General features: G+C 42.8%; 26 protein-coding genes, 1 tRNA gene and 1 pseudogene. 2 read left to right on the forward strand and 26 right to left on the reverse strand.

Features of this window, described 5'->3' with window-relative positions; all coding sequences use genetic code 11:
• Positions 1-110: 110 nt before the first annotated feature.
• The 14 genes from D5281_RS12495 to sigG form a co-directional block, all read right to left on the reverse strand.
• The gene (locus D5281_RS12495) at positions 111-1,037 is read right to left on the reverse strand and encodes an NYN domain-containing protein (RefSeq protein ID WP_160560485.1); all 927 of its coding nucleotides are present in this window, start codon (positions 1,035-1,037) and stop codon (positions 111-113) included.
• 260 nt (positions 1,038-1,297) lie between these two features.
• Complete coding sequence (gene gdhA, locus D5281_RS12500; RefSeq protein WP_160560486.1) at positions 1,298-2,632, reverse strand: NADP-specific glutamate dehydrogenase; 1,335 nt, start codon at positions 2,630-2,632, stop codon at positions 1,298-1,300.
• 295 nt (positions 2,633-2,927) lie between these two features.
• Positions 2,928-3,359: a hypothetical protein gene (locus D5281_RS12505; RefSeq protein WP_330585001.1), complete on the reverse strand. Its 432-nt coding sequence runs from the start codon at positions 3,357-3,359 to the stop codon at positions 2,928-2,930.
• A 188-nt stretch (positions 3,360-3,547) separates the two neighbouring features.
• A complete protein-coding gene (locus tag D5281_RS12510; protein ID WP_160560488.1) occupies positions 3,548-4,861 on the reverse strand; it encodes an SH3 domain-containing protein in 1,314 nt (437 codons plus the stop codon).
• A 121-nt stretch (positions 4,862-4,982) separates the two neighbouring features.
• Positions 4,983-5,054: transfer RNA gene (locus D5281_RS12515), tRNA-Arg, on the reverse strand.
• A 228-nt stretch (positions 5,055-5,282) separates the two neighbouring features.
• The gene (locus D5281_RS12520; protein WP_160560489.1) at positions 5,283-6,278 is read right to left on the reverse strand and encodes a DUF5688 family protein; all 996 of its coding nucleotides are present in this window, start codon (positions 6,276-6,278) and stop codon (positions 5,283-5,285) included.
• A 262-nt stretch (positions 6,279-6,540) separates the two neighbouring features.
• Complete coding sequence (efp, locus tag D5281_RS12525) at positions 6,541-7,098, reverse strand: elongation factor P (protein ID WP_160560490.1); 558 nt, start codon at positions 7,096-7,098, stop codon at positions 6,541-6,543.
• 66 nt (positions 7,099-7,164) lie between these two features.
• On the reverse strand, positions 7,165-7,596 hold the full coding sequence (gene aroQ / locus D5281_RS12530) for a type II 3-dehydroquinate dehydratase (protein WP_160560491.1): 432 nt from the start codon (positions 7,594-7,596) through the stop codon (positions 7,165-7,167).
• Between the two features lie 35 nt (positions 7,597-7,631).
• A complete protein-coding gene (locus tag D5281_RS25695) occupies positions 7,632-8,141 on the reverse strand; it encodes a shikimate kinase (protein ID WP_277935340.1) in 510 nt (169 codons plus the stop codon).
• Between the two features lie 4 nt (positions 8,142-8,145).
• The gene (aroE, locus tag D5281_RS25700; protein WP_277935341.1) at positions 8,146-9,009 is read right to left on the reverse strand and encodes a shikimate dehydrogenase; all 864 of its coding nucleotides are present in this window, start codon (positions 9,007-9,009) and stop codon (positions 8,146-8,148) included.
• Positions 8,999-9,538, reverse strand: a complete 540-nt coding sequence (locus D5281_RS12540) for a YqeG family HAD IIIA-type phosphatase (protein ID WP_160560492.1) — start codon at positions 9,536-9,538, stop codon at positions 8,999-9,001. Before D5281_RS12540 ends, aroE begins: the two co-directional genes overlap by 11 nt.
• Positions 9,539-9,586: 48 nt before the next feature.
• Positions 9,587-9,787, reverse strand: a complete 201-nt coding sequence (locus D5281_RS12545) for a hypothetical protein (RefSeq protein ID WP_160560493.1) — start codon at positions 9,785-9,787, stop codon at positions 9,587-9,589.
• A 135-nt stretch (positions 9,788-9,922) separates the two neighbouring features.
• Complete coding sequence (gene nrdR / locus D5281_RS12550; protein WP_160560494.1) at positions 9,923-10,372, reverse strand: transcriptional regulator NrdR; 450 nt, start codon at positions 10,370-10,372, stop codon at positions 9,923-9,925.
• Between the two features lie 167 nt (positions 10,373-10,539).
• Positions 10,540-11,319 (reverse strand): RNA polymerase sporulation sigma factor SigG, encoded by a 780-nt coding sequence (sigG, locus tag D5281_RS12555; protein ID WP_160560495.1) that lies wholly within the window; start codon positions 11,317-11,319, stop codon positions 10,540-10,542.
• Positions 11,320-11,515: 196 nt separating this feature from the next.
• Here sigG and D5281_RS12560 point away from each other — a divergent pair, with 196 nt between their 5' ends.
• Positions 11,516-11,749: a YlmC/YmxH family sporulation protein gene (locus tag D5281_RS12560; protein WP_120471147.1), complete on the forward strand. Its 234-nt coding sequence runs from the start codon at positions 11,516-11,518 to the stop codon at positions 11,747-11,749.
• A 122-nt stretch (positions 11,750-11,871) separates the two neighbouring features.
• Here D5281_RS12560 and sigE read toward each other — a convergent pair whose 3' ends face one another.
• From sigE to D5281_RS12620, 12 genes and pseudogenes are all read right to left on the reverse strand, one after another.
• Positions 11,872-12,615: an RNA polymerase sporulation sigma factor SigE gene (gene sigE / locus D5281_RS12565; protein ID WP_160560496.1), complete on the reverse strand. Its 744-nt coding sequence runs from the start codon at positions 12,613-12,615 to the stop codon at positions 11,872-11,874.
• Positions 12,616-12,702: 87 nt separating this feature from the next.
• Positions 12,703-13,512 (reverse strand): sigma-E processing peptidase SpoIIGA, encoded by an 810-nt coding sequence (locus tag D5281_RS12570; protein WP_160560497.1) that lies wholly within the window; start codon positions 13,510-13,512, stop codon positions 12,703-12,705.
• 365 nt (positions 13,513-13,877) lie between these two features.
• A complete protein-coding gene (locus D5281_RS12575) occupies positions 13,878-15,158 on the reverse strand; it encodes a M18 family aminopeptidase (protein ID WP_160560498.1) in 1,281 nt (426 codons plus the stop codon).
• Positions 15,159-15,333: 175 nt separating this feature from the next.
• Positions 15,334-16,545 (reverse strand): cell division protein FtsZ, encoded by a 1,212-nt coding sequence (gene ftsZ, locus D5281_RS12580; protein ID WP_160560499.1) that lies wholly within the window; start codon positions 16,543-16,545, stop codon positions 15,334-15,336.
• A gap of 147 nt (positions 16,546-16,692) precedes the next feature.
• Positions 16,693-17,523: a cell division protein FtsQ/DivIB gene (locus D5281_RS12585; protein WP_160560500.1), complete on the reverse strand. Its 831-nt coding sequence runs from the start codon at positions 17,521-17,523 to the stop codon at positions 16,693-16,695.
• Positions 17,524-17,564: 41 nt separating this feature from the next.
• The gene (gene murA / locus D5281_RS12590; RefSeq protein ID WP_160560501.1) at positions 17,565-18,818 is read right to left on the reverse strand and encodes a UDP-N-acetylglucosamine 1-carboxyvinyltransferase; all 1,254 of its coding nucleotides are present in this window, start codon (positions 18,816-18,818) and stop codon (positions 17,565-17,567) included.
• 77 nt (positions 18,819-18,895) lie between these two features.
• Entirely contained in the window at positions 18,896-20,077 is a 1,182-nt protein-coding gene (locus D5281_RS12595; RefSeq protein WP_160560502.1) for an FtsW/RodA/SpoVE family cell cycle protein, read from the reverse strand.
• Between the two features lie 92 nt (positions 20,078-20,169).
• A complete protein-coding gene (gene murD, locus D5281_RS12600) occupies positions 20,170-21,549 on the reverse strand; it encodes a UDP-N-acetylmuramoyl-L-alanine--D-glutamate ligase (protein ID WP_160560503.1) in 1,380 nt (459 codons plus the stop codon).
• A 93-nt stretch (positions 21,550-21,642) separates the two neighbouring features.
• Positions 21,643-22,602 (reverse strand): phospho-N-acetylmuramoyl-pentapeptide-transferase, encoded by a 960-nt coding sequence (mraY, locus tag D5281_RS12605; RefSeq protein WP_160560504.1) that lies wholly within the window; start codon positions 22,600-22,602, stop codon positions 21,643-21,645.
• Between the two features lie 12 nt (positions 22,603-22,614).
• Positions 22,615-23,265: pseudogene (locus tag D5281_RS12610) on the reverse strand (penicillin-binding transpeptidase domain-containing protein); the annotation flags it as partial.
• A 95-nt stretch (positions 23,266-23,360) separates the two neighbouring features.
• Positions 23,361-24,920 carry a recombinase family protein gene (locus D5281_RS12615; protein WP_160560506.1) on the reverse strand — a complete coding sequence of 520 codons (1,560 nt, stop codon included), beginning with the start codon at positions 24,918-24,920 and terminating at the stop codon, positions 23,361-23,363.
• Positions 24,921-25,082 (reverse strand): hypothetical protein, encoded by a 162-nt coding sequence (locus D5281_RS12620; RefSeq protein ID WP_160560507.1) that lies wholly within the window; start codon positions 25,080-25,082, stop codon positions 24,921-24,923.
• Between the two features lie 225 nt (positions 25,083-25,307).
• Here D5281_RS12620 and D5281_RS12625 point away from each other — a divergent pair, with 225 nt between their 5' ends.
• On the forward strand, positions 25,308-26,405 hold the full coding sequence (locus D5281_RS12625) for an ABC transporter substrate-binding protein (protein ID WP_277935343.1): 1,098 nt from the start codon (positions 25,308-25,310) through the stop codon (positions 26,403-26,405).
• Positions 26,406-26,511: the final 106 nt, after the last annotated feature.

The raw sequence follows: 26,511 nt of genomic DNA on the forward strand, positions 1-26,511 counted from the left end.
CCAGCATGAAATCAGCAGCGGTAAAATACCACTGCTGATGGACATTAAACAGATCTATCATATACTATTTGATTAAAAGATACAATATTTTTTCATAACTATTTTTTTTACTATTTTTCCCGTGCCCTTTTTCTGTCGTTCTTATCCTGATATAATTCTACATTTTCAATCCCCTGGACAAACTTGGAAAACTGGCTGTAGCCAAAATCCTTCACATTAAAATTCGCATATTTGTTATACACCAGATTACTGAGCTCACTGATGCCAATTCCCTTTTTACCTGCCTTACGGACAATTTCTTTTACATAATTTCTTATTTCTTCCTGTGACTGTTTATTATCTTTCAAGTAAATCGTAATCACATTCTGTCTCTTTTCCAATAAAAACAGCCCTGCATCTTCCACAAACTTTGAAAGCAGGCTGTAGCCATAATTTCTCACGTCAAAATCAGGATACATATTCACCAGCCTGTTTCCAACCGATGCAAGCTCAACGCTTTTGCCTTTATTTTCATTTTCGTTGATAATATTGGTAATTGCATTGTAAATAACTTCCCGGCTGATGGTGTTATCCTTGCTGTCTTTCCCTGCCTTATCCTCGTCCTGATTCCCTAAGTTTTCCAGATTGACAAATCGTGTACACGCAACTCTAAAAGAGCGGGGCGTTTTCTCCTCGCCCATTCCAATCACTTCCATTCCAGATTCCCTCAGCCGGCTTGCTAACCGGGTAAAGTCACTGTCACTGGAAACAATGCAAAAGCCGTCCACATTTCCGGTATAAAGAATGTCCATGGCATCAATAATCAAAGTGGAATCCGTAGCATTTTTACCAACCGTATTGCTGAACTGCTGTACCGGGATAACAGAATTTTCCAAAAGCTCCCCCTTCCACTTGGTGGCCTGTGTGCTGGTCCAGTCTCCGTAAATTCTTTTGTAAGTGGTGATTCCATAGGTAGAAAGCTCCTCCAAAATATCTCCTATGTACTTTGCTGAAATGTTATCCGCATCGATGAGCAGCGCAAAATGCTTATTCTCCATATCAAGTCCTCCATGCTTCCAATCGCCCTTAAATTTGAGCGAAAGCACAAATTTGTTGATTGAAAAATCTCTGATTTTTCAATCCATCCTCCCTATTGCTAATCCCTTAAATTGGATATGGCAAAAATTACTAACTTCTGTGTAGCAATCTTACCATACCTGCTTTACTACTGCAATCGCAATTTGAAAACTCTCAATAAAAAATGCCGCAAACACAACAAACCAGTGAATGCGGCATTCCAAATCTTTCTATATTTTAATTAAACGATACCCTGTGCGGTCATAGCATCAGCGACCTTCAGAAATCCTGCAATATTTGCACCTGCAACATAATTGCCTTCCATGCCATACTTCTTGGCAGCGTCATCCATATTATGGAAAATGTTCACCATAATTCCTTTCAGCTTACTGTCAACCTCCTCAAAAGTCCAGCTCAGTCTCTCGGAGTTCTGGCTCATTTCCAGTGCGGAGGTAGCAACACCACCTGCATTGGAAGCCTTACCAGGCGCAAACAAAACGCCCTTTGCCTGTAAATACTCTGTTGCTTCAATGGTACTAGGCATGTTTGCACCCTCTGCCACTGCGAAACAGCCGTTTGCTACCAGTGTCTTAGCATCCTCAAGGTTAAGCTCATTTTGTGTTGCACAGGGAAGTGCTATATCAACCTTTACGGACCATACGCCTTTGCCCTCATGGTACTGAGCCTCTGGTCTTGCAGCAGCATATTCTGTCAGTCTTGCACGTTTTACTTCCTTTATCTCTTTTAAAAGCGCAACATCAATTCCTTCAGGGTCATAAATCCAACCTGTGGAATCAGAGCACGTAACCGGCTTAGCGCCCAGCTGCTGCGCCTTTTGAATTGCGTATATTGCTACATTCCCGGCGCCTGAAACGGCAATTGTCTTTCCTGCAATATCCTTGCCGTTGCATTTTAGCATTTCCTCTGTGAGATAAAGCAGGCCATAGCCGGTTGCTTCTGTTCTTGCCAGAGAACCGCCATAGGATAGTCCCTTGCCGGTCAGAACGCCTTCGTACACGCCCTTGATTCTCTTATACTGTCCAAACATATAGCCGATTTCTCTGGCACCCGTACCGATATCTCCGGCAGGAACGTCCGTATCAGCTCCTATGTACTTGCTTAATTCTGTCATAAAGCTCTGACAGAAAGCCATCACCTCTCTGTCTGATTTTCCTTTCGGGTCAAAGTCAGATCCACCTTTTCCGCCGCCAATCGGAAGACCTGTCAAAGAATTTTTAAAGATCTGCTCAAAACCCAGGAATTTGATAATGCCAAGGTTTACGCTGGGGTGTAATCTAAGTCCCCCCTTGTAAGGTCCGATTGCACTGTTAAACTGTACACGGAAAGCATTGTTTACCTGAACCTGTCCCTTGTCATCCACCCAGGGAACTCTGAATAAAAGCTGTCTTTCCGGTGTAACCAGCCTCTCAAGTAATGCGTCTTTTCTGTACGCTTCCTCATTTGCTTCAATTACCACTCTGAGAGATTCAAGAACCTCTTTTACTGCCTGATGGAACTCGGGCTGCGCCGGGTTCTTATCAATTACCATCTGTAATACTTCATCAACATATGACATACAATATGTCCTCCTTTAGTTTAGTATAATTGTAGTACAGTATTCTTGTATACAATATTGTTTAGGCTCCACCATTTCCGAATACCATACAAAAACATACAGATACTCTGTCCTGCATATTTATTTTCTTTTCCATAAATATTATATAACGCGTTTGCAAAAATCTCAATATACTTTAAGCAAGTAAATGATAAAAGTTTCAGAGAATATTTTATATAATTTGTATAACCTTTTCCCAGTTTCTTTTCATTTAGCATTTTTTTGCCCCTTATTTTCTATGGTTCAATGAATTGCATCACAGATATTGTTTCAGCCGTTCGATATTTTTTTCTTCAAAATCCATCAGCTCTTTTGCCACTTCCATAGAAATATTTCCTGCGTTTTCATGATGGTTGACAGCCTTCCACATACTGGTAAGGCCCCTGTTTGAGCCCTGTATCATCAGCTCTGCTATGTGGCTTGTGCTGGTATTTAGCAAGGTATTTGCCCGCACGCTGCCTTTGAGCATCATATCCTGAAATCCCGTTTCCCGAAAGGAAGCTGCTTTCCCATTCAACAGCCGATCAGTTGCCTTATTATAAAGATCTGCATACCGCATGGACTCCCTTGTAATATGCATGGATAAGTCATCGTCATAAACTTTTTCACTGATGGTATCAATTGCCTTTATAGCCATTTTCGTATTTTTTTGAACTTCCTGCAGGATTCTCACATCATCACTTTTCACATTAACCTCCACGCCGCTGTATTGCAGCGTCATAAATCTGTACGAAGAATATCTGTTTATAACAACGGATGCCGCGCCTCACGAAATATCCTTATGTTACAAAAAACAGGATGGACATTGCCACCCTGTCTTATTATTACCGATTATTTCATTTTTATTCCTGAATTTCCACCGTAAAAGCAATTGATTTATTCCACATAGTCGGACTTAACAAAAGCTGTCTGGCCATTATACTTAACCTTGGTCCAGCCATCGGCCTGTTTCATCACCAGCTCTAATTCATCCCCTGTGTAAGCTGTGCCAAGGGCTTCCGCATCTGTACTTGCGCTTTTACGTACCTTAACGCTTTCCTTTACTTTGACCTTACCATTACTTCCGCTGCTGGCTGTTGTAGATGCCGGTGCCGGTGCCGTTTCCGGCTCCTGGCTGGGCTGCTCATTATTTGCCACTAAAGTATCCGTATCTGTTGTCTCCTCAGAGATTACCTCCAGATAATCACTTTTAATGTATGCACTGCCGCCATTATATTCAACCTGACTCCATCCGTTACCTCTTTCCTCAAGCAGCGTAAATTCCTGCCCCACCTGTGCCTTATCAATCTTATCCGCTTCTTCACTATCAGACTTTCTGATGTTGACAACATCTGTTGCCCGAACCGTGCGGATTACGGTCTGCTGCGGCTGCTCCTCCTCCTGGGTTTCCTGCTCAGCTTCCGTCTCCTCCTCATTTTCCTCAGGAATCTCTGCGGCTGCCAAAATTTCTCCTACATCCTCATTGATCTTTTCTTTCAGATAAGCAATAAACTCTTTTAGATCTTCATCTTCCGCCAGCAGTTCATTGTACTCTACTACAATCTTATTATTTAAGTCTACCACATCATCCTGCAGCGTAGCTTCCTTAATATAATTCCAGATGACATCATCATAAGTACCGTCATTTATGAAATATTCTCCATTGTCATCAATCCCTATATAGTAGGTCTGCATTCCTGGAAGCGCCTGATCCGCATCTGTAAACTTAACCTCAGAGCAAACATATGCCACATAGGTATTTTCTTCCATTCCAGGCTTTGTATACACATCCAGTACCGAATAGGAATCAATATACTTACTTAATTCCTGCACACGTATTGTCTCAATTTCATTCAAATAGGTGTTCAATGAAGTAATTGTTTCCATATCCCCTGATGCCTGAGCATCATAATAGTCAGAGATTAACTGGTTCAATTCCGGATATGCATTCTTTTCAAGCTCAGGAATCTGAACCTCCTCTCCCTCCTGGGCAGATCCGCCTTCCCCGGAAGTTACTGCCACGGCAGTCTGCTGCGCTTCTTTCTCAAGCGCCTTTTTTTGATTTGCATTTACTGCCACTACAATTGTAATTATGACACAAAAAACAAGAACAAGTGGCATTATCATCTTACTATGATCCATAATCCAGTTAACAGCTGATATGAACTTTTCTTTCATTCCATGCGTTTTGTTCTGATCTGAATGACTCATAAATTTCCTTTCTGATAATGATTTGCATAGCGCTTAGCCAATGTCTGGACAACATTTTCTGCTGCTTTTTTAAAATATAAAAGCCGGAGATGACCGGCCGCCTCATAAAAGGCGATGTAAATGCACCCGACAGGAATCGAACCTGCATTAAAGGCGTCGGAGGCCTTCGTTCTATCCGTTAGACTACGGGTGCATACATAAAAATATTACAAATTTGTTACATCACCGTGAACATAATAACATAACTTACACAAATTGTCTAGTCTGTCATTTATAAAAAATATGTAAAGTAAAAAATAGGATCCTTTATACCCTCTGCCCGGTGCCTCGTCATAAGGAGTACGGCGCCGGGCTATGTTTTAATATGCAATAGGCCAACTTGTGGCGTGTCGCAGCGTTTTTTGTATCAAAAGAATTATTTTTAAGAAATCCGGAGAATCTTGTCCATGTTTCTACTATAATAATAGATGGAATCAGCTAAAATTTCATCCTCCGCTACCTGAGTCCGGTTGATTTCTGTGACAATTGCCCAAAGCGTTCTTTCATCTGTGCCGGGCGTGGCCGGTACCAGGATCACTTCATGAACAGAGCTGGGAAGTACATAAAAATCCTGTCCTGTTTTTTCACCGAAGGCTTTTAACACGCCCGGATAGAGCATACAGGCAGCTCCATAAAGCTTTTGCTGGTTGGTGAGCACGTACATAGGCATTTTCATTTCTTTCATATCCTCTATCATCTGCCCTGCAAGTTCCTCCACCCAGTTTTCCTCAAACAAACCGTCATCTTTTCTGTTTTCATCAGACAGAATATCTTCCTTCAGTTCTTCCTCCAAAATACCGACCATGACCTTCTGCATACTGTCAATCGTACTTGGAAATAAGACCGGCGCGTTTTCCATTGCGGCCTGATACAACTGCTCTAAATTTGTTCCCCATTGCTGCATATGGCTGTTGTAGACCAAAATAGCCGCTTTTCCATAAAAGGGAGGTTCCTGAACCGTATAATAAAATACCACGGCAAGATTGTGAAATAACTTATGGGGAATCAGTTTAAGCAATTCTTCGTTCCGCTGAGCATGTACAAGTTTAAAAACAAGCTGCTTTTTTGCTTTTTCAAATTCGGTAAATCCTGACAAATCCACATTATCCTCAAATTCAGCCGCCTGGAAATCATGATATAACAGATCCCCAATTTTATTCATTTCCTCCTCCGTCATGCCCTCATGATAAAATTCATTGATATAAATTGTCGGGGCGGCATTGCGCTCTTTTCTTTTTGCTATTACTCCGGTCAGTTCAATTCCATTATTTTTTTTAACTTTTTGGGAAAAAACAGAATAATTATCCCCAAGCATTTCCTGTAATTTTTCTAATATCGCCTGGGTAAAAGATTTGAAATTCATAGATGTGTTGTTCATAAATACCTCGTTTTCTTTTTTTCGTTTCTTACTAATTTTACAATTAGAAATCTTCCATTAGATTTTATGAATCGTTTTGATTGTGAATTTTCTATTAGACTTTATTCATTTTTGATTGGACATTTTCCATTAGATTTTACGGCAGGCTTCCGATGTGAAATTTGTCTTAAAGATTCCCCTAATAGTATAAATAAATTGCGCAAAAAAAGACAATGACTTCTCATTGTCTTTCAAGCTTTTACTGATAGGATCTTACTTTGGCTTATACTCTGGAAAGATACTCACCTGTTCTGGTATCGATCTTAATCACATCATGGGTCTCAACGAATAAAGGTACGTTTACATTTGCGCCGGTTTCCACTGTCGCGGGCTTGGTAGCGCCTGTGGCTGTGTCACCCTTAAATCCTGGCTCAGTCTCAATGATCTCCAGCTCCACAAACAAAGGCGGCTCTACGGAAAAAACGCTTCCATTGTGGGAACAAATCTTGACCATCTCGTTTTCTTTTACAAATTTGAGTGCATCCCCAACGGCCTCACCATTAAGTGCAATCTGATCATATGTTTCAACGTCCATGAAGTTATACAGTTCTCCATCTGAATATAAGTACTGCATATCTTTTCTATCAATACGTGCCTGTGGACATTTTTCAGTAGGCCTGAAAGTTTTTTCCACTACGCCGCCGTTCTTGATGTTTTTCAGTTTCGTTCTAACAAATGCCGCGCCTTTGCCAGGCTTAACATGCTGAAACTCAATAATCTGGTAAACATTATTATCTAACTCAATCGTAATACCATTCCTGAAATCACCTGCAGAAATCATAAAATATTCCTCCTCAAATTTTCACGTTATAATTCTTTACCAGTGTAATATAAAAAATGATATTTTTCAACCATTTTCTAATATAAAATCAATTGCTTCCAAATATCCGTCAAGACCATGCCCGTAGATCTGTTTGTCACATGCCGGCGCAGTCACAGACGTTTTCCGAAATTCTTCCCGTTTTGTAATATCTGAAATATGAATTTCCACTTTTGGTACCGTAATGCTTGCAAGCGCATCCCTGATGGCGTAGCTATAATGGGTATAGGCCCCCGGATTGATTACGATTCCATCCGTTCCGTCAAAATAAGCCTCCTGGATTCTGTCTATCACAGCCCCCTCATGGTTGCTTTGAAAAACATCTATCGATACATTGCATGCCTTTCCTTTTTCCGCAATCAGCTTTAATAAAGAATCATAGTCCTGTGTACCATAAACACTTTTTTCCCTGATTCCAAGAAAATTAATGTTAGGTCCGTTTATAACCAGCAGCTTCATTTTTGCTTTTCCTTTCTCTCATTCCATTTCGTTTTTTACCTACTTTCAGCGCATATTTCCTTTATAATCTGTTCAAAGGTTTTGTCCGAAACCTCCACTGCCACATCTGCACAGGCCTCATATACAGGAGCCCTTTCTTCAAGCAATGCCCGGATTTTTTCTTTTGGATTTTCCACCTGTAAAAGAGGTCTTGTGGTATCTGACTTTAACCTTTCATAAACCGCTTCGGGTGTTATTTTGAGATAAAACACTTTCCCTAATTCTTTTAGCAAAGCATGGTTTTCTTTCCTCATGGGAAGGCCGCCTCCCACAGAAATAATTTGATGGTCAGCCGTACGGATTAATTCTTTCAGGCAGTCTGTCTCCATCTCCCTAAAGGCCGCCTCGCCCTTTTCTGCAAACAAATCGGATATTGACATTTTCTGTCTTTGCTCAATCCACTTATCCGTATCAATCATGGTCCGTTTCAGATGATAAGACAGTCTGATTCCCACGCTGGTCTTACCACTGCCCATAAAACCAATTAATATCACATTATTTTTCATGTCTTTATTTCCAATTTTCCTTTAGTATTTCGTATACTTCCAAAGCCATTTCTTCCGAAACCGACAGTTGATTCCAAAGCTCATACGCAATGATTCCCTGGTACAAAAGCATCTTAAGCCCGTGAAAGGCATTGCCTCCCTGATCTTTCACCAGTTTCATAAATTTAGTCTGCAAGGGCTTATAAATCAAATCGTAACCTGTATGTATTTTTTGATAAAAATCCCGGTTCTCAATCACCGCTTTATCTACATCCGGATACAAACCAACGCTGGTGGCCTGGATTGCCAGAAATTTTTTATCCGGCAGCATGCGGTAATCTGCAAGGGCCATTGGATAAATGCATTCTTTTCCTGTTTTTTCGTTGACTTCCTTTGCAACCGCCTGGGCCTTGTCCACAGAGCGGTTTAGAAGGTAAACCCGGGAAACATTTTTGGAGGCACACAAAAAGGCAACTGCCCTGGCCGCGCCGCCCGCTCCCAGCAAAACCACATCTTCCCCCTCAAGCTCTATCCCTTCACTGCACATGGCGCGATACAGCCCGGGCATATCCGTGTTGTACCCCTTAAATCCATCTTCAACCCGCACCAACGTATTGACTGCCCCGATTTTTTGTGCCAGCTCATCAATCTGCGAAAGTCCGGCTATCACTTCACTTTTGTAGGGCACTGTGACGTTAAGCCCTAAAACATTAAGGGCATAGGCACCCTTTACGGCATCCGCCACCTGTCCCTGCTCCACATGAAAAGGAACGTAAACAAGATTCCGGGAAAGCTTTTGGGCTAAGGTATTGTGGATAAGCGGCGACATGGTATGTTCCACCGGATTCCCAATCAATCCACAGGTTCTCGTATGACCATTAATCTCCATCTGTTCCCTCCTCTAAATATTTTTTTCCCTGTTTTTGACATTTATGCCTGTAAAAAGCAAGTACAATTTTTTCCGGATAACGCTTTAAGACAATCTGGATTTCCTCTTTTTTATTAATTGGCCGGACCAGAATGGAAAAAATTCCTGCATTTCTGGCTCCCCACACATCCGTAAACAGCTGGTCTCCTATAAAAAGAGTGGTTTCCCTGCTCGTTCCTAACATTTCCATAGCCCGCATGTATCCTTTTTTTCCTGGTTTCCCAGCCTTGAAAATATACTTGCCTCCAACGGCATCACAAAACATTTTGACTCTGGGCTCCTTATTATTGGATAGAAATAAAATCTTAAATCCCATATCCTGCAGCTTCTTTATCAGTTTCCTGCTTCTTTTATCTGCCGGCGCCCCATGGGTAACCAAAGTGTTATCAATGTCAAAAATAATTCCCCTATAACCAGCATTATAATATTTGCCAAAATCTATTTTGTATGTAGAGCTAATATAAATATCAGGATAAAACCTCTCCAGCATAGGTGCTCCTTTCCGGTGTTATCTTCCATAATATGTGCAAAACACATTTTAGCACATCGGCTCCTCTAAATCATACAGTTTCCCGGTGGCATAAGGACTTCCCACATCGCATCTTCCATGATGATAAGTCTTCTTTGCCTGTCCTTCCTCCATTTGTTCAGAGGCTTCCACTTTGATGCGGCTTACTTCATTGGCCGTAAGCGCATCCAGCATCCTGACCACTTCGTCCATATTATGATTCATCTCCATCTGATTCAAATTCCTTTCTATCGCTCTTTAACACAGCCTGCGGACAGCTTTGGGATATTTTCAATCCGGACAGCAGAAAAAGCTCTTGCCCATCTAGAGCAAAAGCATTTCAAACACTGCTCTGTATCATTTACCTCATTCCAATACTTTTTTCAACTCATCCATAAAAGTATTGATATCTTTGAATTCTCTGTATACGGAAGCAAAACGCACATACGCAACCGCTTCTAAGTCCTTGAGCTTGTTCATCACAAGCTCGCCGATTACGCGGCTGGAGATTTCCTTTTCTTCCGTGCTAAAGAGTTCGGTTTCCACCTCATCCACCAGCTGCTTAATCTGGCTGACACTAATGGGCCTCTTATGACAAGCGCGAAGCACGCCCGCTTCTATCTTAGACCTGTCATAGGTTTCTCTGTTGTCATCCTTTTTAATTACAATAAGTGGGATGGTCTCTACCTTTTCATAGGTGGTAAACCGCTTACTGCACTCATCGCAAACTCTGCGCCGCCTGATGGAATTATTATCATCTGCCGGCCTTGAATCAATGACTCTGGTATTCTCATGACCGCAAAACGGACATTTCATATGAATCCTCCATACTACCAGTCCTTTTCTCTGACTGGTTAGCGCATATTTTTCTGTACATTATTCTGATAACAATACCATTATATTCCGATTTGCAAATCATGTCAACCAAAGCATATCTGAAAAATGCTTTTTGGGCAGTATATACGGCGTTATTTCGTATTTTATTATGCTGTCAAATAATTCTTCATCACCTTTAATGCATTTTTTTCTAATCTTGACACCTGGGCCTGGGAAATTCCAATCATGTCTGCTACTTCCATCTGGGTTTTTCCTTCGAAAAATCGGAGACTTATAATTTCATGCTCCCGCTCTCCTAACCGTTTCATCGCCTCGCTTAAGGATAAATGTTCCACCCAGTTTTCTTCTTTATTCTTTTTGTCGCTGATTTGATCCATCACATAAAGGGTATCTCCGCCGTCTGTAAAGATCGGTTCGTATAGGCTCATGGGATTCTGAATGGCATCTAACGCATAGACAATATCCTCCTTGGAAATGCCGATTTCCGATGCAACCTCATTGAGCGTAGGCTCTTTCATATTTTGTTTCATCAGGTTCTCCTTGGCATAAATTGCTTTGTAGGCCGTATCCTTTAGGGATCTGCTTACGCGAATTGTGTTGTTATCCCGAAGGAAACGGCGGATCTCACCGATAATCATAGGCACCGCATAGGTACTGAATTTTACATTCAGCGAAGAATCAAAATTGTCAATCGCCTTAATTAATCCTATACATCCTATTTGAAACAGGTCGTCCACATTTTCATTGCTGGCTGAAAATCGTTTGATTACGCTTAAAACAAGCCGCAAATTCCCTTCGATATACTTTTTCCTTGCCTCCATATCTCCCGATTCTATCTGCTCGAATAATTTCTCCTTTTCGTCTGATTTTAAAAGAGGCAGCTTTGCCGTATTCACGCCGCATATCTCAACTTTTCCCTGGGCCATGTTTTATTTTCCTCCTGCTTCATTTATAATTCCTTACCGGACTTATAATAAAAATAATTCACAAAACAGCCGGAAAATATTCATACTTTTTGAACCCTTTTATTTCCTCTGCATAAAATAAATTATGCCGACAAAGAAAAGATACACAAATCAAGCAAAGGTGAATAAAGCTCTCTTTGCAGAAATGAGGTAAAATATGCTTTTTTCTGAGTTAAAGTGCAAGGATGTAATCAATATGCGGGACTGTAAAAAGCTTGGAAGGATTTCTGATCTGGAATTTGACCAGTGCAGTGGACAAATCTGCAAGGTCTTTATTCCCAGCGGCAATAAATTTTTCAATTTACTCTGTACGGAACCGGATATCTGCATCCCATACAAGGATATCAAACAAATCGGACCTGATATCATTATTGTGGACATACGCTGTTAAAACATGTACAGGAAGGCCCTTGTTATCAATTGAAAAGGCTGCCGTAAAATGCAAAAGACTTACTCTCATCTTGTGGAGCATCTGCATTTTACGGCAGCCCGGCTTATTTGGGATTCCATTTTTTAATAGCTTTCCCGAATCAATTCCTTTTTAAGCCTTTTCATAATTTTTTTTTCTAATCTGGAGATATAAGACTGGGAAATTCCAAGAAGCTCTGCCACCTCTTTCTGGGTCATTTCCTTTCCGTCAGGTGTCCCAAGCCCAAACCTTAAATTGATAATGGTTTTTTCCCTTTCGGTGAGCTTATCAATGGCTTTTAGCAAAAGCTTACGTTCCACCTCGTTTTCAATATCCTTGTATATAACATCCTCGTCCGTCCCAAGGATATCGGAAAGCAACAGCTCATTTCCGTCCCAGTCCACATTTAAGGGCTCATCGATGGACACCTCAAGCTTGGTTTTGTTGTTTCTGCGCAGATACATCAATATTTCATTTTCAATGCATCTGGATGCGTAGGTGGCGAGCTTAATATTTTTCCCCGGATTAAAGGTGTTGATAGACTTAATCAGTCCGATTGTTCCTATGGATATCAGATCCTCCACTCCCACCCCTGTGTTATCAAACTTCTTTGCTATGTAAACCACCAAACGCAGATTATGCTCAATCAGTATGGATTTAGCCTCATCCTCATATTCCGTTCCCAGATCGTTAATCACTTCGTTTTCCTTCTCCACTTCAAGGGGCGGCGGAAGCACCTCCGAACCGCCTATGTAGTGCACATCCCCCTGCTTTGTCAATAAAAATCCCGGCTCTCGCCGGTACAGCTTAAACTGCAGCTTACCTGGAATTGCTACTTTAAACACCATTTATGATTTCCTCCTGTTTCTGAATTTAGCAATCTCTGTTTTTTATATTTTTCCTTTATGATTTGTTATTTCATAATCTCTATCGTTTTATATTGATAATTCCGGAGGCAGTACCATTTGGTAACTGCCCTTTTGGGAAATCTTTCCTTGAAACACTGCTACAATCACTTTCTCGTACTGTTTTTCGCCCATGCTCCCTTGCACGTTCATGATGTCTATTTCGTATCCTTCCAGCAAGCCGCTGTTTTTTCCAATACTGTGATAGGGAATTATTTTATATTTTTCCGGTTTCATCCACAGTTTTAAGTTCTCCCATTCCTTTGCCTCCAGTATGGCCACCGGCTTCCTGCTTACGGGCTCCACCAGCCCGTTCCCTGTATCAATCAAAGCTGCAACTGTGATAGGTCCCTGGTCTCCCGGAATGCTGACCCTGCAAAAATGCTCCTTCCGCTTTCCCTGGCAGACTGTAATCAATCTTCTGCAGATTGCAAATCCCACAAATCCCAGGCCTGCAAGCACCATGGTGGAATCTCCATATTCTGTAAATATATTGCTCCTTCCATTCAGAAAAATTATGAACCCACCTAACAGAAAGGAAAAGAAATAAAGATATCCAAGCCCTCTTAGCAATTCCCCAAAGCTTTTGACTCTGCACGCAATTCTTATCATAAGCATTCCGATTGGAACCATCCCCAAAAGTACCTTCAGCACATATGGTATTTTCGGCAGGCACAACATAATGCAGTAGCCTGCCGCCCCTGTAACACTTCCCGCAAAAATTCTTGAACAAGTGGCAGTTTTCCCAAGCACCCTTGCCGTAAGAGAAAGCAGGTATAAATCCATAACCATATTTAATAAAAAAATGCTGTCAATATAAATGGTACCCTGTAATTGCACCTTGCAATTCTTCACCTCCATTTCCCATGTACAAGTATATGATGTATGAGTACATTCTGTACGAGTACATTCTGTACTTGTTCATTATAAACATTAATGTATTCATAATTTGTCAAAACATTGTCCCATACCTTTTCATTCATCGCAGCAATACGGTAAAATCCTCTAAATTTTGACTTTGCATTCGTTAAATATCGCATCAATCTCTCATTCCTTTTAACAATAAATGCCGGCACACTTCGCCGGACGACTTATTATCACAAACTATGCCTCGCCTCGGGTTCCAGCTTATTGTAATAAAAAGAGCCGGCATTCCTGCCGACCCCTTTTTATTTTTTCAAATATATTTACTGGTCAAGAAATATCTATTTTTCATAAAACCTCTTAAGAACCCGTATCAGATATTCCACATCCCCGCTTCCTGCAGTTTCCACGGCTGAGTGCATGGCAAGCTGCGCAAGACCAATATCCGCTGACAAAACAGACACCTGTCCTGCCAAAACATTTCCCAACGTTGATCCGCCTTCTATATCGGAACGGTTATGATAATCCTGACAGGGAACCTGCGCTTCTCTGCATAAGGACTTCATAACAGCCTCAGAGACTCCATCAGTGGTATATCTTTGCCCGCCGTGATGCTTTATCACAATGCCCCCATTTAACAACGGACGGTTTTCCGGATCTGCTTTTTCCGGGTGATTGGGATGAAGGGCATGGGCATTGTCGGCAGAAATCATAAAGCTATCTGCCAAAAATCTTAAATAATCACTTCTCGTTTTACCAAGGCTCTCCCCAATCCTTTCCAGTGTATCCCTCAAGAATGTGGATGCTGCGCCCTCCTTGGTGTGGCTGCCTACCTCCTCATGGTTAAAAATGACACACATATTACAATATTCCTTAGGCTCGGCCAAAAGCAAGGCCTCCACAGATGCGAAAACACACTCCAAATCATCCAGTCTTGGAGAGATCATCCATTCTTTTTCTGCCCCGGCAATCTTTCCCTTTTCCCTCACATACAAGAATAAATCGCTTCCTAGAATTTCATCTTCCTCTACCCCTGCAAGAAATGCCAGCTTTTCCTTTAACTTTCCTTTCGCCCCAGGGCCTCCCATTAAGGGAAGTAAATCTGTCTGTATGTTAAGCTCCACACCCTTGTTGATGCTCCGGTTCATATGAATGGCAAGGTTGGGGATCACAAGGAGGTCTTCGTCCACATTCACAGTCACGGTCTGAAGTCCATTTTCGCCAGTACACACCACTCTCCCGGCTACCGAAAGGCATCTGTCAAACCAAGTAGACTGTATCATGCCGCCATACCCTTCAACATTGAGCTTTAGGTATTTATTTTCCAGCATCATCTCCGGGTTTGTTTTTATTTTAAAGCAGGGGGAGTCGCTATGGGAGGCAGTTATATGAAAACCTTTTAAACTCAAATCGGGAATTTGAAAGGCTGCCAGAGAGGAATCACCGCGCTTCACATAATAACTTCCTCCTGGAACAACTTCCCACAAACTTCTCTCATCAAGCTGCACAAATCCATTTTCAGACAGCCGCTTTTCTACCTGTTCTACCGCATGATAGCAGCTTACACTTTTATCAATAAATGCAAGGCATTTTTCAGCCCACTCCAAATTTACTTTTTCCATTATGATACCTCCTGCCTATCGCAAACTATCCAGATTCTCTACCGCAAGCTGTCAAAAGCCCACTTGTGAAAAACTACATCAAGCATCATCACCCTTCGCAGGCCAGCTTATCGAATGAAAAGGCTGCACACCCTCTGGTATACAGCCTAAACACTCTCCCATAAATTATACACACTTATTTCTTTTGCAGGAAAGAAGGAATATCCAAATGCTTGTCCACCACATTGCTCCTAATCTCTCCTGGATTGGTAATTCCCTGGACAGGCCTGTGCGGCGCTGCCGTCTGGTTTTGACCTGTAAAGGTATTAGGAGCATTATTTACACCTGTCGGCGCACTTCCCCCCTGATTCCTGATCGTAATATTAGGCGTCACAGGCTTCATATATTTATTGGTAAAAGCACTGTGTGAGGATATGGGCTTATTGGTAGGCAGGGTAGCGTCCTCCAATCCTGTAGCAATCACCGTAATCCGGCAACTATCGCCCTGGGATTCATCATACATGGCACCAAAGATAATGTTTACTTCATCTCCCGCCAACTCTTGTACATAGCTTGCCGCATCCGATGCATCCGCCAGCGTAATATCACCGGACACATTGATGATCACGTGGGTTGCGCCTGAAATAGTGGTCTCAAGCAGCGGACTTTCCACCGCCATCTTAACTGCCTCGCTCGCCTTATCATCGCCCTTTCCAGTACCAATTCCAATATGGGCAATTCCCTTATCTTTCATAACCGTCTGTACATCCGCAAAGTCAAGATTGATAACCGCAGGAACATTAATCAGGTCAGTGATTCCCTGCACTGCCTGCTGAAGCACTTCATCCGCTTTCTTAAGGGCATCCGGCATGGTTGTCCTTCTGTCCACAATCTCAAGTAATTTATCATTAGGAATTACGATTAAAGTATCAACATTATCCTTAATCTTCTCAATACCGCTAAGGGCGTTCACCATACGGGCTTTTGCCTCAAAACGGAAGGGCTTGGTTACTACCCCTACCGTCAAAATCCCCATGTCCTTTGCCAGCTTGGCAACAACAGGGGCTGCGCCGGTTCCGGTTCCGCCTCCCATTCCGCAGGTTACAAACACCATATCCGCGCCTCTGAGTACGGCTGCTATCTCCTCGCTGCTCTCCTCAGCTGCTTTTTCCCCGATTTCAGGCTTTGCCCCTGCACCCAGTCCTTTGGTCAGCTTCTCGCCAATCTGCAAGAGTTTCGGCGCTCTGCAAAGCTGCAGGGCCTGCTTGTCCGTATTGATTCCAATAAACTCAACTCCGGTAATACTCTCGTCCACCATTCTATTTACAGCGTTATTACCTGCGCCACCCACACCAATAACAATAATCTTGGCAGCAGATTCAGCATCGTTCGTCTTTATTTCCAGCAAAGTATTTCCTCCTTCACCATTCCGCTATCAAAACTACACATAAACATACCAGCATATTAAACTCATTATAGACTATCATATAATCTTTTCTTTGAATTAGCAACTAGAAATTTTAAAAACTTTTTTTGAATTATTTCAAACGTTTCATCACCCATCTGCTGCCTCCGGCTCAAAGGAAGTATTTTTTGTTCCCTCCGTATAGCTTTCCATCCGCAAAGTTCCTTTTTTTCCTTCAAGCTCCGGAAGCATATATTGCAATCCCATCATTTTTTCATCCAGATTCTCTCCCATTCCAAGGGCTACCTTCACGTCTTCAAAATACAGCGTAAGCGAACCATCACTGCCAAAATAAATCCTGTCCGTCACCAGATTATATTTATTGACAAGCTGCGTAATATTTAAGATAGACTGAAAAATCCCCGGATCTTCCACCGGAAGCGGCTCATGCAAAACCACATGGTCAAAGCGAAGTCCTGTCACCAGAGGCACCCCTTCCGTCTTTTCAAAGGAGCTCTCCACCACAATACCATCTTTATCAAAGTACATGTACCTTTCCAAATATTCCACATACCCTGCCAGCGCCTTTTCATAAACCTCAATTTTAATTGTATGGGGGTCCTCCACAGAAACATCTATCTTTTCCACAAAAGGAACCCCAGTAATACTCTTGTCCTTGTATTTCAAAGATAAAAGAAGGGAATTATTCCCATAATGCCCTTCCATTACCATGTCTATGATCTCATCATTGGTATAATGAATCGTCCCCTCTACATATACCGTGGTAACCGCATAATTTGTAATAATATAAGAATACGCCGCCGCCAATCCGATTACAAGGGCCAAAAGCATCCCTCCAATCATAAACAGGCTTTTGTGATTCCTAAAGTACGCCCCCGGTTCCTGTGCCTTACGGCTTACAGGCGGCTCCATTCTTAACCTATCAATTTGTTTTTTCTTTTTTTGCTTCACCTTAGCCATAAAACCGCTTACCCAGTGTCTTTTCTTTTTAGCTGTTACATTTATTTCCCAAATATATGAACCCCCAAATTTCGATAATCCCTGCAGATATCTTCATATCCTCTCTCAATGAAATGGCAGTTCTTTACCACTGTTTCTCCAAGCGCCATGCTACCTGCAATCACCAGGGCCGCTCCTCCCCTGAGTTCTTCAGCCGCCACCTCGCATCCTAAGAGACTGTCCACACCTTGAATCACCGCCTGGCGCCTTCCTCTTAATTCAATGGAGGCTCCCATTTTTCGAAGCTGTTCCACAATCCGAAAACGGTCTTCAAAAATCGTTTCCTCAATAACACTCTCCCCCTCGCAGGTAGACAAAACTGCCATAAGCGGAGACTGCATATCCGTGGGAAAACCAGGATAAATTTCTGTCTTAATATAAGGAATCGGCTTTTTGTACTCTTTTGCAATAATATTAAGCCCTTCTCTGGTCACATGGACTTCCGCGCCAATCTCCTCCGCCACCCTTAGCATGCTCCGCATCTGGGCCACAGGTGCATCCTCCAAAAAAATATGACCGCCTGCTCCAAGCACACTCATAAGATACGTCCCTGCCACAATCCGGTCAGCAGGCACTCGGAATCTGATACCGTGAAGTCTATGTCCTCCCTGTATGATCAGCACAGAACCGCCAATCCCTTCAATCACCGCTCCTGCTTCCCGCAAAAATTCGCATAAGGTAACAATCTCAGGTTCCTTGGCTGCGTTTTGAATCACCGTCACTCCTTTTGCCATGACGGCCGCCAGAATGACATTTTCTGTGGTCCCCACGCTGGAAACAGGAAGCCTTATCACCGCACCCTCAAGCGCCTTTACCCGCGCGGTGAAGCAGCCGTCTTTTTCATAAATTACCACACCCATCCTGCGCAGAGCATTTAAATGCATATCGATAGGTCTTTCTCCTATCACGCACCCGCCCGGATAAGCCATCGTCACTTCGCCTATTCTGCCCAGCATGGCGCCTAACAGCGTAATGGAGGAACGCATACCTGTAACATGGTCGCCTGACATTGTATCCTCCAATATATTTCTGGCGTCTATGGTCAGCGTTTTATCTGACCGGACCACTTTACATCCTATACTCTCCAAGAGCTGCTGCATATGATACACGTCTGAAATATGGGGACAGTTTTCTATCATACAGACATCCTGAATCAAAAGGGCTGCTGCCATCACCGGCAGTACCGCATTTTTAGAGCCCTGTATCTTTGTTTCTCCAAAAAGAGCATTTCCTCCCAGAATATGAATAGCATCCAAATTCTCACCATCTGCCTTCCGGTTTAAAAGTTAGACCTATCCTACTATATGTAAACTTTCAGAAAATGCATCTTGTACTACAAATCTTTCAGCCGTATTCCCTTCCCCACACTTAGTACGATTCCCACTTCAACCAGCAGAAAAAGTACGGAAGTACCTCCATAACTGATAAACGGAAGGGAAATTCCCGTATTGGGAATGGTATTGGTTACAACCGCCACATTCAAAATAACCTGTATGGCAATATGCCCCATTACGCCAACCACCAAAAGCGCACCGAACAAATCCGAAGCATTGTTGGCAATCACCATAAAACGCCAGATGAGCAGCATGAACATCAATAAAATGGAAATAGCCCCAAATAAACCCAATTCTTCGCAGATAATGGAAAAAATCATATCGTTCTGGGCCTCCGGAACAAATCCAAGCTTCTGCATGCTCTGCCCTAAGCCTTTTCCAAGTATCCCTCCTGAACCTATGGCGTAAAGGGCCTGGAGGGTTTGGAACCCTTTTCCGCTGGCGTAAGCTTCCGGGTCAAGCCAGGCTAAAATACGGGTTCCGCGGACACCTAACCCATCCGAATCAGCCGCATTTGCAATCAAGAACACGGCAAGCGCGCATACCGCCACTCCCAAAACCCCAAGCACAATAAACCGTTTATAGTCCGGACACGAAACAAAGAGCATAAGAACTGCAATTCCCAGAATGATAATAGCAGAGCTCATATTTTCCGTGACTTTCCATACCAAAAGGCACACCGGCAAAGGAATCCCCAATACCATAAAAAAACCTCTTCCGCTCCTTATCTTCCGCCCCATCTTGCAAATCAGACTGGACAGGAACAGAATCATGCCTACCTTTGCAATCTCCGCAGGCTGAACGGATATACCGGCTATATTCAGCCATCTTTTCGCACCGTTTGCCTCCACGCCAAAAGGAATGATCAGCAAAATCAGTACAATAGATACGATATAGCCCATTGCCGCAAACCGCTCCCAAAAATGATATGGAATATTTGCAACCACAATCATTGCAGCCATGCCCACAACCGTAGAAGCCGCCTGTCTTTTCAGGAAAAATGCCGGATCCGGGTTCTTAAGCGTACTTCCCTCGTAAGAGCTGGAGGAATACAGCATAACCAGTCCAAAGGCCAGCAGAAACAACACAATAAATAACAGCGTATAATCAAAAAAAGATTCTTCCTGTTTCTTTACCCGCCCTCTATGATTGTTCTGATATCTTCTTTCTGCCACAATCATCTAAACCTCCATACCGGTGCAAACAGCTTGAAGAATAACCGTCTGGGCATTCTTCTTACTTATATGAAAAAGGGTTGCTGTGTAAATCTTTTTCATATTTTTCCTACTAACTCTTTAAATACTTTTCCCCGCACCTCATAATTGGGAAACATCCCCCAGCTTGCGCAGGCCGGGGATAAAAGCACCGCATCTCCTGCGTCCGCCTGCTTTACGCACGCATCAAAGGCTTCCTCAAACGTATCGGCCAAAATGATATTGGAAATGCCATGTTCCCTGGCGCACTTTTCAATCTTTTCACGGGTCGCTCCCACCAGCACCAAAGCCTTCACCTTTCCTTCAAAAGCCTCGATCCACTCATCGTACCTGCTGCCTTTATCATAGCCGCCTCCTAAAAGCACTGTGGGCTTTGACATGGCGCGTATTCCCTGGATTGCCGCATCCGGATTGGTTCCTTTGGAATCATTATAATAATCCACTCCGCCCTTGGTGTCAACAAATTCTATTCTGTGTTCCACCGGTGCAAATACCCGAATGGTATCAAGAATAACATTCATAGGAACACTTAAAGAATAACAGATGGCGATAGCGGCCATGACATTTTCCACATTGCACATTCCCACAAGTCTCATGTCGTGTATGTTCAGAAGTCTGCGGACATTTCTCTCATCACCAGGTAAACATTTTGCCAGAAAGATTTCTTCTCCATCCAGATAAATTCCTTCCTTAAGTTCCCTTTTGGAGGAAAAGTACACCACTCTGGCAGGACATCTTTCACCAAAATCTCTGGTGTAAGCGTCTTCATAATTTAATACGCACACATCCTCCTTTGTCTGGTTTTCGGCTATCCTTTCTTTCGTCTTTACATAACATTCCATGGTGTGATGACGGTTCAAATGATCCGGCGTGATGTTTAAAATGGCGGATACATTGGGCCGGAAGGAATGAGTGGTTTCAAGCTGAAAGCTGCTGATTTCCGCAACCGTCATACTCTCTTTCCCCGTATCAAGGGCAATGTCCGTATAGGGATTTCCGATATTTCCTACCACATGCACAGAAACATAATAGGCGCTTAAAATCTGTCCTGTTAAAGTGGTAGTCGTGGTTTTCCCGTTGGTGCCTGTGATTGCCGCTATTTTCCCTTTTGCAAAGGCATAAGCCAGTTCAATCTCTCCCCATATTGGAATGTTCCTATTCTTATACTCCTCTAATAAGGGAGCGTCTATTGGCACACCGGGACTTATCACCACAAGGGCAATTTCCCTTTTCATATCTTCCGATAAGGAGCCAATCCAAAGGGTAAGGCCCGGTATTTCCCCTGCTTTTTCTATCTTTTCTATCAGTTCTTTTTTATCCAGCTTTTCATTACTGTCAAACAACACAGGAAAAGCCCCGCACCTTCCAAGCAGCCGGGATGCGCCGATTCCGCTTTTTCCGCTTCCCACCACCAGAACTTTTTTACCTTGTAGTTCCATGTAAATCCTCCATTTCCGTCAGTATACTATATCTAAAGTCTTTATCTGTATACCTATTTAGACCTCAAGCATAAACCTGTAAATATATCAAACTTAGAAGCCGGATAAGGCAAGAAGACAGAGCATAGCGGTCACAATGGAAAATACCGCCACTATTTTCGTTTCCTTCCAGCCGCACAGCTCAAAATGATGATGGAGCGGCGCCATTTTGAAAATTCTCTTTCCTCCGCTTATCTTAAAATATACCACCTGTATGATAACCGACAAAACCTCCGCCATATAAATAAATCCCACAATGGGTAAGAACAAAGGCATCTGCATCATATATGCACAGCCCGCCACAAATCCGCCAAGAGCCAGAGAACCGGTATCTCCCATAAAGACACTGGCAGGATGCACATTAAATAAAAGGAATCCCAATAAGGCTCCCGTAACGGCGCATGTAATCGGCCCAATCCCTGCCCCTGTTCCAAGCGCCGCAACTGTAAAAAAGGTGGAAACCATCACTGTCACACTACCCGCAAGCCCATCTAAGCCATCTGTGAAATTCGTGCCGTTTACCGTTCCGATTACTACAAGAAACAAAAGCGGAATATTAAGCCAGCCAAAATCCACATAATATCCCTTTAAAAAAGGAATATGCATTGCCAGTAAATTTTCCGGAGATTTCAGCAGATAACGGGCAAAAAGTCCTGTCACTAACAGCTGCAGCAGCATCTTCTGCCATGCCCGAAGCCCCATAGAACGCCTGAGTACCACCTTAATGTAGTCATCCAATAAGCCAATCAGGCCAAATCCCAATGTGAGAACCAAAATGGGGACAATCTTAGGATAATCCTTTACATACAGCACAGATGTAACCGCCATACTGGCCATTATCAAAATGCCGCCCATGGTAGGTGTTCCTGTCTTTTTCAAATGGCTGCTAGGGCCGTCATCCCTAACCGTCTGCCCCACCTTAAGCTTCCTAAGTAAGGGGATAATCATCGGCCCTAATGCCACACTTATGCCAAAAGATATTAAGACAGGCATCATAATAGCACTACCGTTCATTGCCTGCACCTCTCAATTATAATCCATTTTTCCTAAATAAGGAAGAATATTTTCAAAAAGCTGTCTCACCACCGGCGCTGCCACCTGTCCGCCATAATACACTCCCTGGGGATTATGTATAATACAAAGAGCAAGCACCTGGGGGTCATCAGCGGGGGCAAAGCCCAAAAAAGAAGCAATATACCTGCCGCTTCCCCTTGGAAGAGTCTGGCTGGTTGCTGTCTTCCCTCCAACCCTTGCACCCTCCACGTACCCGTTTTTACCGGAACCATTTTCTACCACCTGCTCCAAAATCATCCGCATTGTGGCGGAGGTTTCCTCTGATACAATATGCTCGCTTACCGGATAAGAGAACCGCTCTATTTCCGTTCCATCTCTGTCAGATGTCTTCACCGCAAAATGAGGCGTGATTCTGTTTCCGCCATTTATGATGGAGGAAGCCGTAGTGGCAAGCTGTATGGGCGTAATCTGAAAAGACTGTCCAAAGGATACCGTTGCCAGCTCCACAGCTTTCATATCCTCCATCTTATGCATAATCGTCCCCGCCTCCCCAGGCAGGTCAACGCCGGTTTTGTTAAGCAGGCCAAACTGTTCAAAATAATGATAATAATTTTCCACTCCCAATCTTAGGCCTACCGTAATAAACACCGGGTTACAGGTATTTACAAATTGAATAAGCCGCCTTTTGTTGCCGCATAGCGGCAATTCAAGTCCGGATAAAAAGCGCCCGCCTTTTAAGGCATCTTTTAAGGCGTCTTTTAAGACGTTTTCATGGCTGCGTATATTTCAAATCTTCCGTCTTTATGTACCTTTATCAAATCAATTTTCTTAAGGGTCTCTTTTAGCAATGCCTTCTCTATTAAATTTTCTTCTTTAACCGCCTCCTCTATTTTCTTAAGACGCATCTCATAATTATTATATGGCTCCTTTTCCTGCTTTATGACCGCAATTTGCTCCGCAAGACAGTAAATACGTTCTGTTAGATTCTTACTGTATTTCTCATAATCTTCATCCTCTATCACACCTCTTAACAGCTTTTCCATCAGCACATCCTTTTTGCCCATAAGCTTTTTATGCTCTTTTTCAAGTTTAGAAAGCTCCCCGCTTTCCTCCCCTTCCTTTAGGCTCTTGCTTATGGCATGCATAAGCCTTTTTTGCAGATGTTCCTTTTGTAGACATTCCTTTGTGCGACACATCTCTGAAAGCTGCTCTTTCTTGTCAAACATCTCTTTATGATCTGAAAGTACTCCGGCCATATATTGATAGATTTCTTCTTCCGGCAGATGCCTGTTATCGCAGCCCCCTAAGTGTTCATCCTCTTTTTTTCTGCCGCCCTCTAAAAAAGCTGCACATTTCCAAACCACTTTTTTCCCCGCTTTCGTATGATAGCAGGTTCTGTAATATGTTCTTCCGCACTCTGCACATATCAACTTTCTGGTAAAATCATATTTTTTCCCCTGCTCCTTTCTTTCTCTGGCGCCTTTTGCCTTCTTTTTCATAATTTCCACCACTTCCTCCTGGTATTCCTTTGAAACAATTGGAGGAAGGGCATGTTCCATGATAATCCAGTCATTTTCAGGTACCTTTTCATACCGTTTTGTATCAAAATTATAAATACGCGTATTTAAAATCATTGTCCCATGGGCTCTTGGGGTATACAGCATTTTTCTCCATTGGGCCTCCGATATTCTTTGCCCGTTCCTTCCCCTGGCCCCTAACTCATAGAGCATATTGCTTATGGTATAAAAACCTTTTCCCTCCTTTGCCAGAGAGAAGGCAGTTCTATAATATTCCGCCTCCTTTATATTGACTTCATAAGTGTCTTTAGCCACCTTATTCCACCCAAACATTTCACAGGTAATATTACATCCGCTTTTCTTTTCCTGCCTTCTTCTGTGTGCATTCCTGATTTTTTTTGAAAGCTCCCTGCTAAAATCCTCCGCAAGAATCGCCTTGATTCCTGAAATCAGATTGTCCTCCGGCGTATAAAATTTCCCTTCTATATATATATACAGTTTTAAACTATTTTCCGTGAGCCTGCTTAAGAAGAAGTACCAGTCTCTGGCAGAACGCATCAGTCTGTCAATGGATTTGATCATCACAATATCAAACCTGTCCTTCTCCATATCCGCAAGCAGCCTTTGATATTCACTTCGCTTATAAGCCACTGTACCCGTCTGTGATTCTATATACTGTTCTGTAATGCTCCACCCTTTCTTTTCCGCAATTTCCCGGCTTTCAAGGGCCTGACTGGCCAGCGCATTTCTCTGACTTTCTTCTTCCGTGCTACATCTGTTATAAATTCCTACCCTTTCCACTTACCCGGACACCTCCTCATACTCAATTCTCCTTTTGACACTACTTTTTTCCACATTGTCAAGGAATCCCCTCTCTGCAAGCAAATCCACGGCTATCATCAAAATTTGCCGTTCCATAGCTTCTTTTTCCTTTTCTTTTAATCCCGTTAAGATATTTTCCATTCAAAAATCCCTTAAAATTTTACTCTAAATATATGCTTTGTCCGCATAAATATTAAAAAATAAATAAAATAAAACAGGCTTTTCCCAACAATTTCATAAAATCACTCATAAAATTACATAAAATCACATTGACTTTAGCGCTTTAAACTTGTATAATCCGATATGCAGTGTTCCTTTACAATTTCATACTATACACACTGTAATAATTTATGGGAGGAAACCATTATGAAGAAATTATTAGCGTTACTATTAACCGTAGCCATGGTCGGCACGCTTACGGCCTGTGGCGGAAAAGACAGTCAGGAAACTTCTTCCGGCGCTGAGGAGAGCATAGCCAATGCTGATGCCGGTACCGAAGCTGATACCAATGCCGTTGACGATGCGGAAGCTAATGTTGATTCTGAAGCTGAGGCCGGTTCAGAAGCTGGCGCGTCCTCAGGCGATGCTTCTTACACGGTCGGCATCTGCCAGCTGGTACAGCACGAAGCGTTAGATGCTGCAACGCAAGGGTTCAAGGATGCTCTGACAGAGGAATTAGGGGATCAGGTTACTTTCGATGAGCAGAATGCCCAGGGTGATACAAATACCTGCTCTACTATCATCAACAGCTTTGTATCTAATGATGTGGACCTGATTCTTGCAAATGCAACGCCTGCTCTTCAGGCTGCTATTGCAGGAACAAACGAAATTCCTATTTTGGGTACATCCGTAACAGAATATGGTGTTGCTCTTGAAATCGAAGACTTTGACGGCACCGTAGGCGGAAATGTTTCCGGTACATCAGACCTTGCTCCCCTTGATGGCCAGGCGGATATGCTTGCCGAGTTATTCCCCGATGCCAAAAATGTAGGTCTTTTATACTGTTCTGCTGAGGCAAACTCACAGTATCAGGTAGACACCATCAAGTCTTATCTTGAGGAAAAAGGTTATAGCTGTGAGTATTATGCTTTTGCGGACTCTAATGATCTTTCTTCTGTAGTTACAAACGCTGTAAGCGCTGTAGATGTAATCTATGTTCCTACCGACAACACAGCGGCTTCTAACGCAGAAATTATTAATAACATTTGTCTTCCCGCTGAAATTCCTGTTATTGCCGGCGAAGAAGGTATCTGTGCCGGATGTGGTGTCGCTACTTTGTCCATCAGTTACTATGACCTGGGTGTTGGCACCGGAAAGATGGCTGCGAAGATTCTGAAAGGGGAATCTGATATTTCTACAATGCCAATTGAATATGCACCAACCTTCACAAAGAAATACAATGCAACTAACTGTGAAGCATTAGGCATCACAGTTCCTGATGATTATGAGGCAATTGCCGAATAAAAATCAAACAGGCAGTCAGGCAGCGGGGGATTTTTCTCTCGCTGCTTTTATGCAATAAGTTATTTTTCACACATATGATACTAATACTGTTCTATTCTTGGAGGGA

The organism is Parablautia muri (assembly GCF_009917485.1).
Lineage (GTDB): Bacteria > Bacillota > Clostridia > Lachnospirales > Lachnospiraceae > Suilimivivens > Suilimivivens muri.

Bases quoted from the DNA above. Each gene is read 5' to 3' on its own strand.
- D5281_RS12495 (WP_160560485.1), bottom strand. From the start codon at position 1,037: ATGGAGAATAAGCATTTTGCGCTGCTCATCGATGCGGATAACATTTCA.
- gdhA (WP_160560486.1), bottom strand. From the start codon at position 2,632: ATGTCATATGTTGATGAAGTATTACAGATGGTAATTGATAAGAACCCG.
- D5281_RS12510 (WP_160560488.1), bottom strand. From the start codon at position 4,861: ATGAGTCATTCAGATCAGAACAAAACGCATGGAATGAAAGAAAAGTTC.
- D5281_RS12520 (WP_160560489.1), bottom strand. From the start codon at position 6,278: ATGAACAACACATCTATGAATTTCAAATCTTTTACCCAGGCGATATTA.
- efp (WP_160560490.1), bottom strand. From the start codon at position 7,098: ATGATTTCTGCAGGTGATTTCAGGAATGGTATTACGATTGAGTTAGAT.
- aroQ (WP_160560491.1), bottom strand. From the start codon at position 7,596: ATGAAGCTGCTGGTTATAAACGGACCTAACATTAATTTTCTTGGAATC.
- D5281_RS25695 (WP_277935340.1), bottom strand. From the start codon at position 8,141: ATGAAAAATAATGTGATATTAATTGGTTTTATGGGCAGTGGTAAGACC.
- aroE (WP_277935341.1), bottom strand. From the start codon at position 9,009: ATGGAGATTAATGGTCATACGAGAACCTGTGGATTGATTGGGAATCCG.
- D5281_RS12540 (WP_160560492.1), bottom strand. From the start codon at position 9,538: ATGCTGGAGAGGTTTTATCCTGATATTTATATTAGCTCTACATACAAA.
- D5281_RS12545 (WP_160560493.1), bottom strand. From the start codon at position 9,787: ATGGAGATGAATCATAATATGGACGAAGTGGTCAGGATGCTGGATGCG.
- nrdR (WP_160560494.1), bottom strand. From the start codon at position 10,372: ATGAAATGTCCGTTTTGCGGTCATGAGAATACCAGAGTCATTGATTCA.
- sigG (WP_160560495.1), bottom strand. From the start codon at position 11,319: ATGGCCCAGGGAAAAGTTGAGATATGCGGCGTGAATACGGCAAAGCTG.
- D5281_RS12560 (WP_120471147.1), top strand. From the start codon at position 11,516: ATGCTTTTTTCTGAGTTAAAGTGCAAGGATGTAATCAATATGCGGGAC.
- sigE (WP_160560496.1), bottom strand. From the start codon at position 12,615: ATGGTGTTTAAAGTAGCAATTCCAGGTAAGCTGCAGTTTAAGCTGTAC.
- D5281_RS12575 (WP_160560498.1), bottom strand. From the start codon at position 15,158: ATGGAAAAAGTAAATTTGGAGTGGGCTGAAAAATGCCTTGCATTTATT.
- D5281_RS12585 (WP_160560500.1), bottom strand. From the start codon at position 17,523: ATGGCTAAGGTGAAGCAAAAAAAGAAAAAACAAATTGATAGGTTAAGA.
- D5281_RS12595 (WP_160560502.1), bottom strand. From the start codon at position 20,077: ATGATTGTGGCAGAAAGAAGATATCAGAACAATCATAGAGGGCGGGTA.
- murD (WP_160560503.1), bottom strand. From the start codon at position 21,549: ATGGAACTACAAGGTAAAAAAGTTCTGGTGGTGGGAAGCGGAAAAAGC.
- mraY (WP_160560504.1), bottom strand. From the start codon at position 22,602: ATGAACGGTAGTGCTATTATGATGCCTGTCTTAATATCTTTTGGCATA.
- D5281_RS12620 (WP_160560507.1), bottom strand. From the start codon at position 25,082: ATGGAAAATATCTTAACGGGATTAAAAGAAAAGGAAAAAGAAGCTATG.
- D5281_RS12625 (WP_277935343.1), top strand. From the start codon at position 25,308: ATGAAGAAATTATTAGCGTTACTATTAACCGTAGCCATGGTCGGCACG.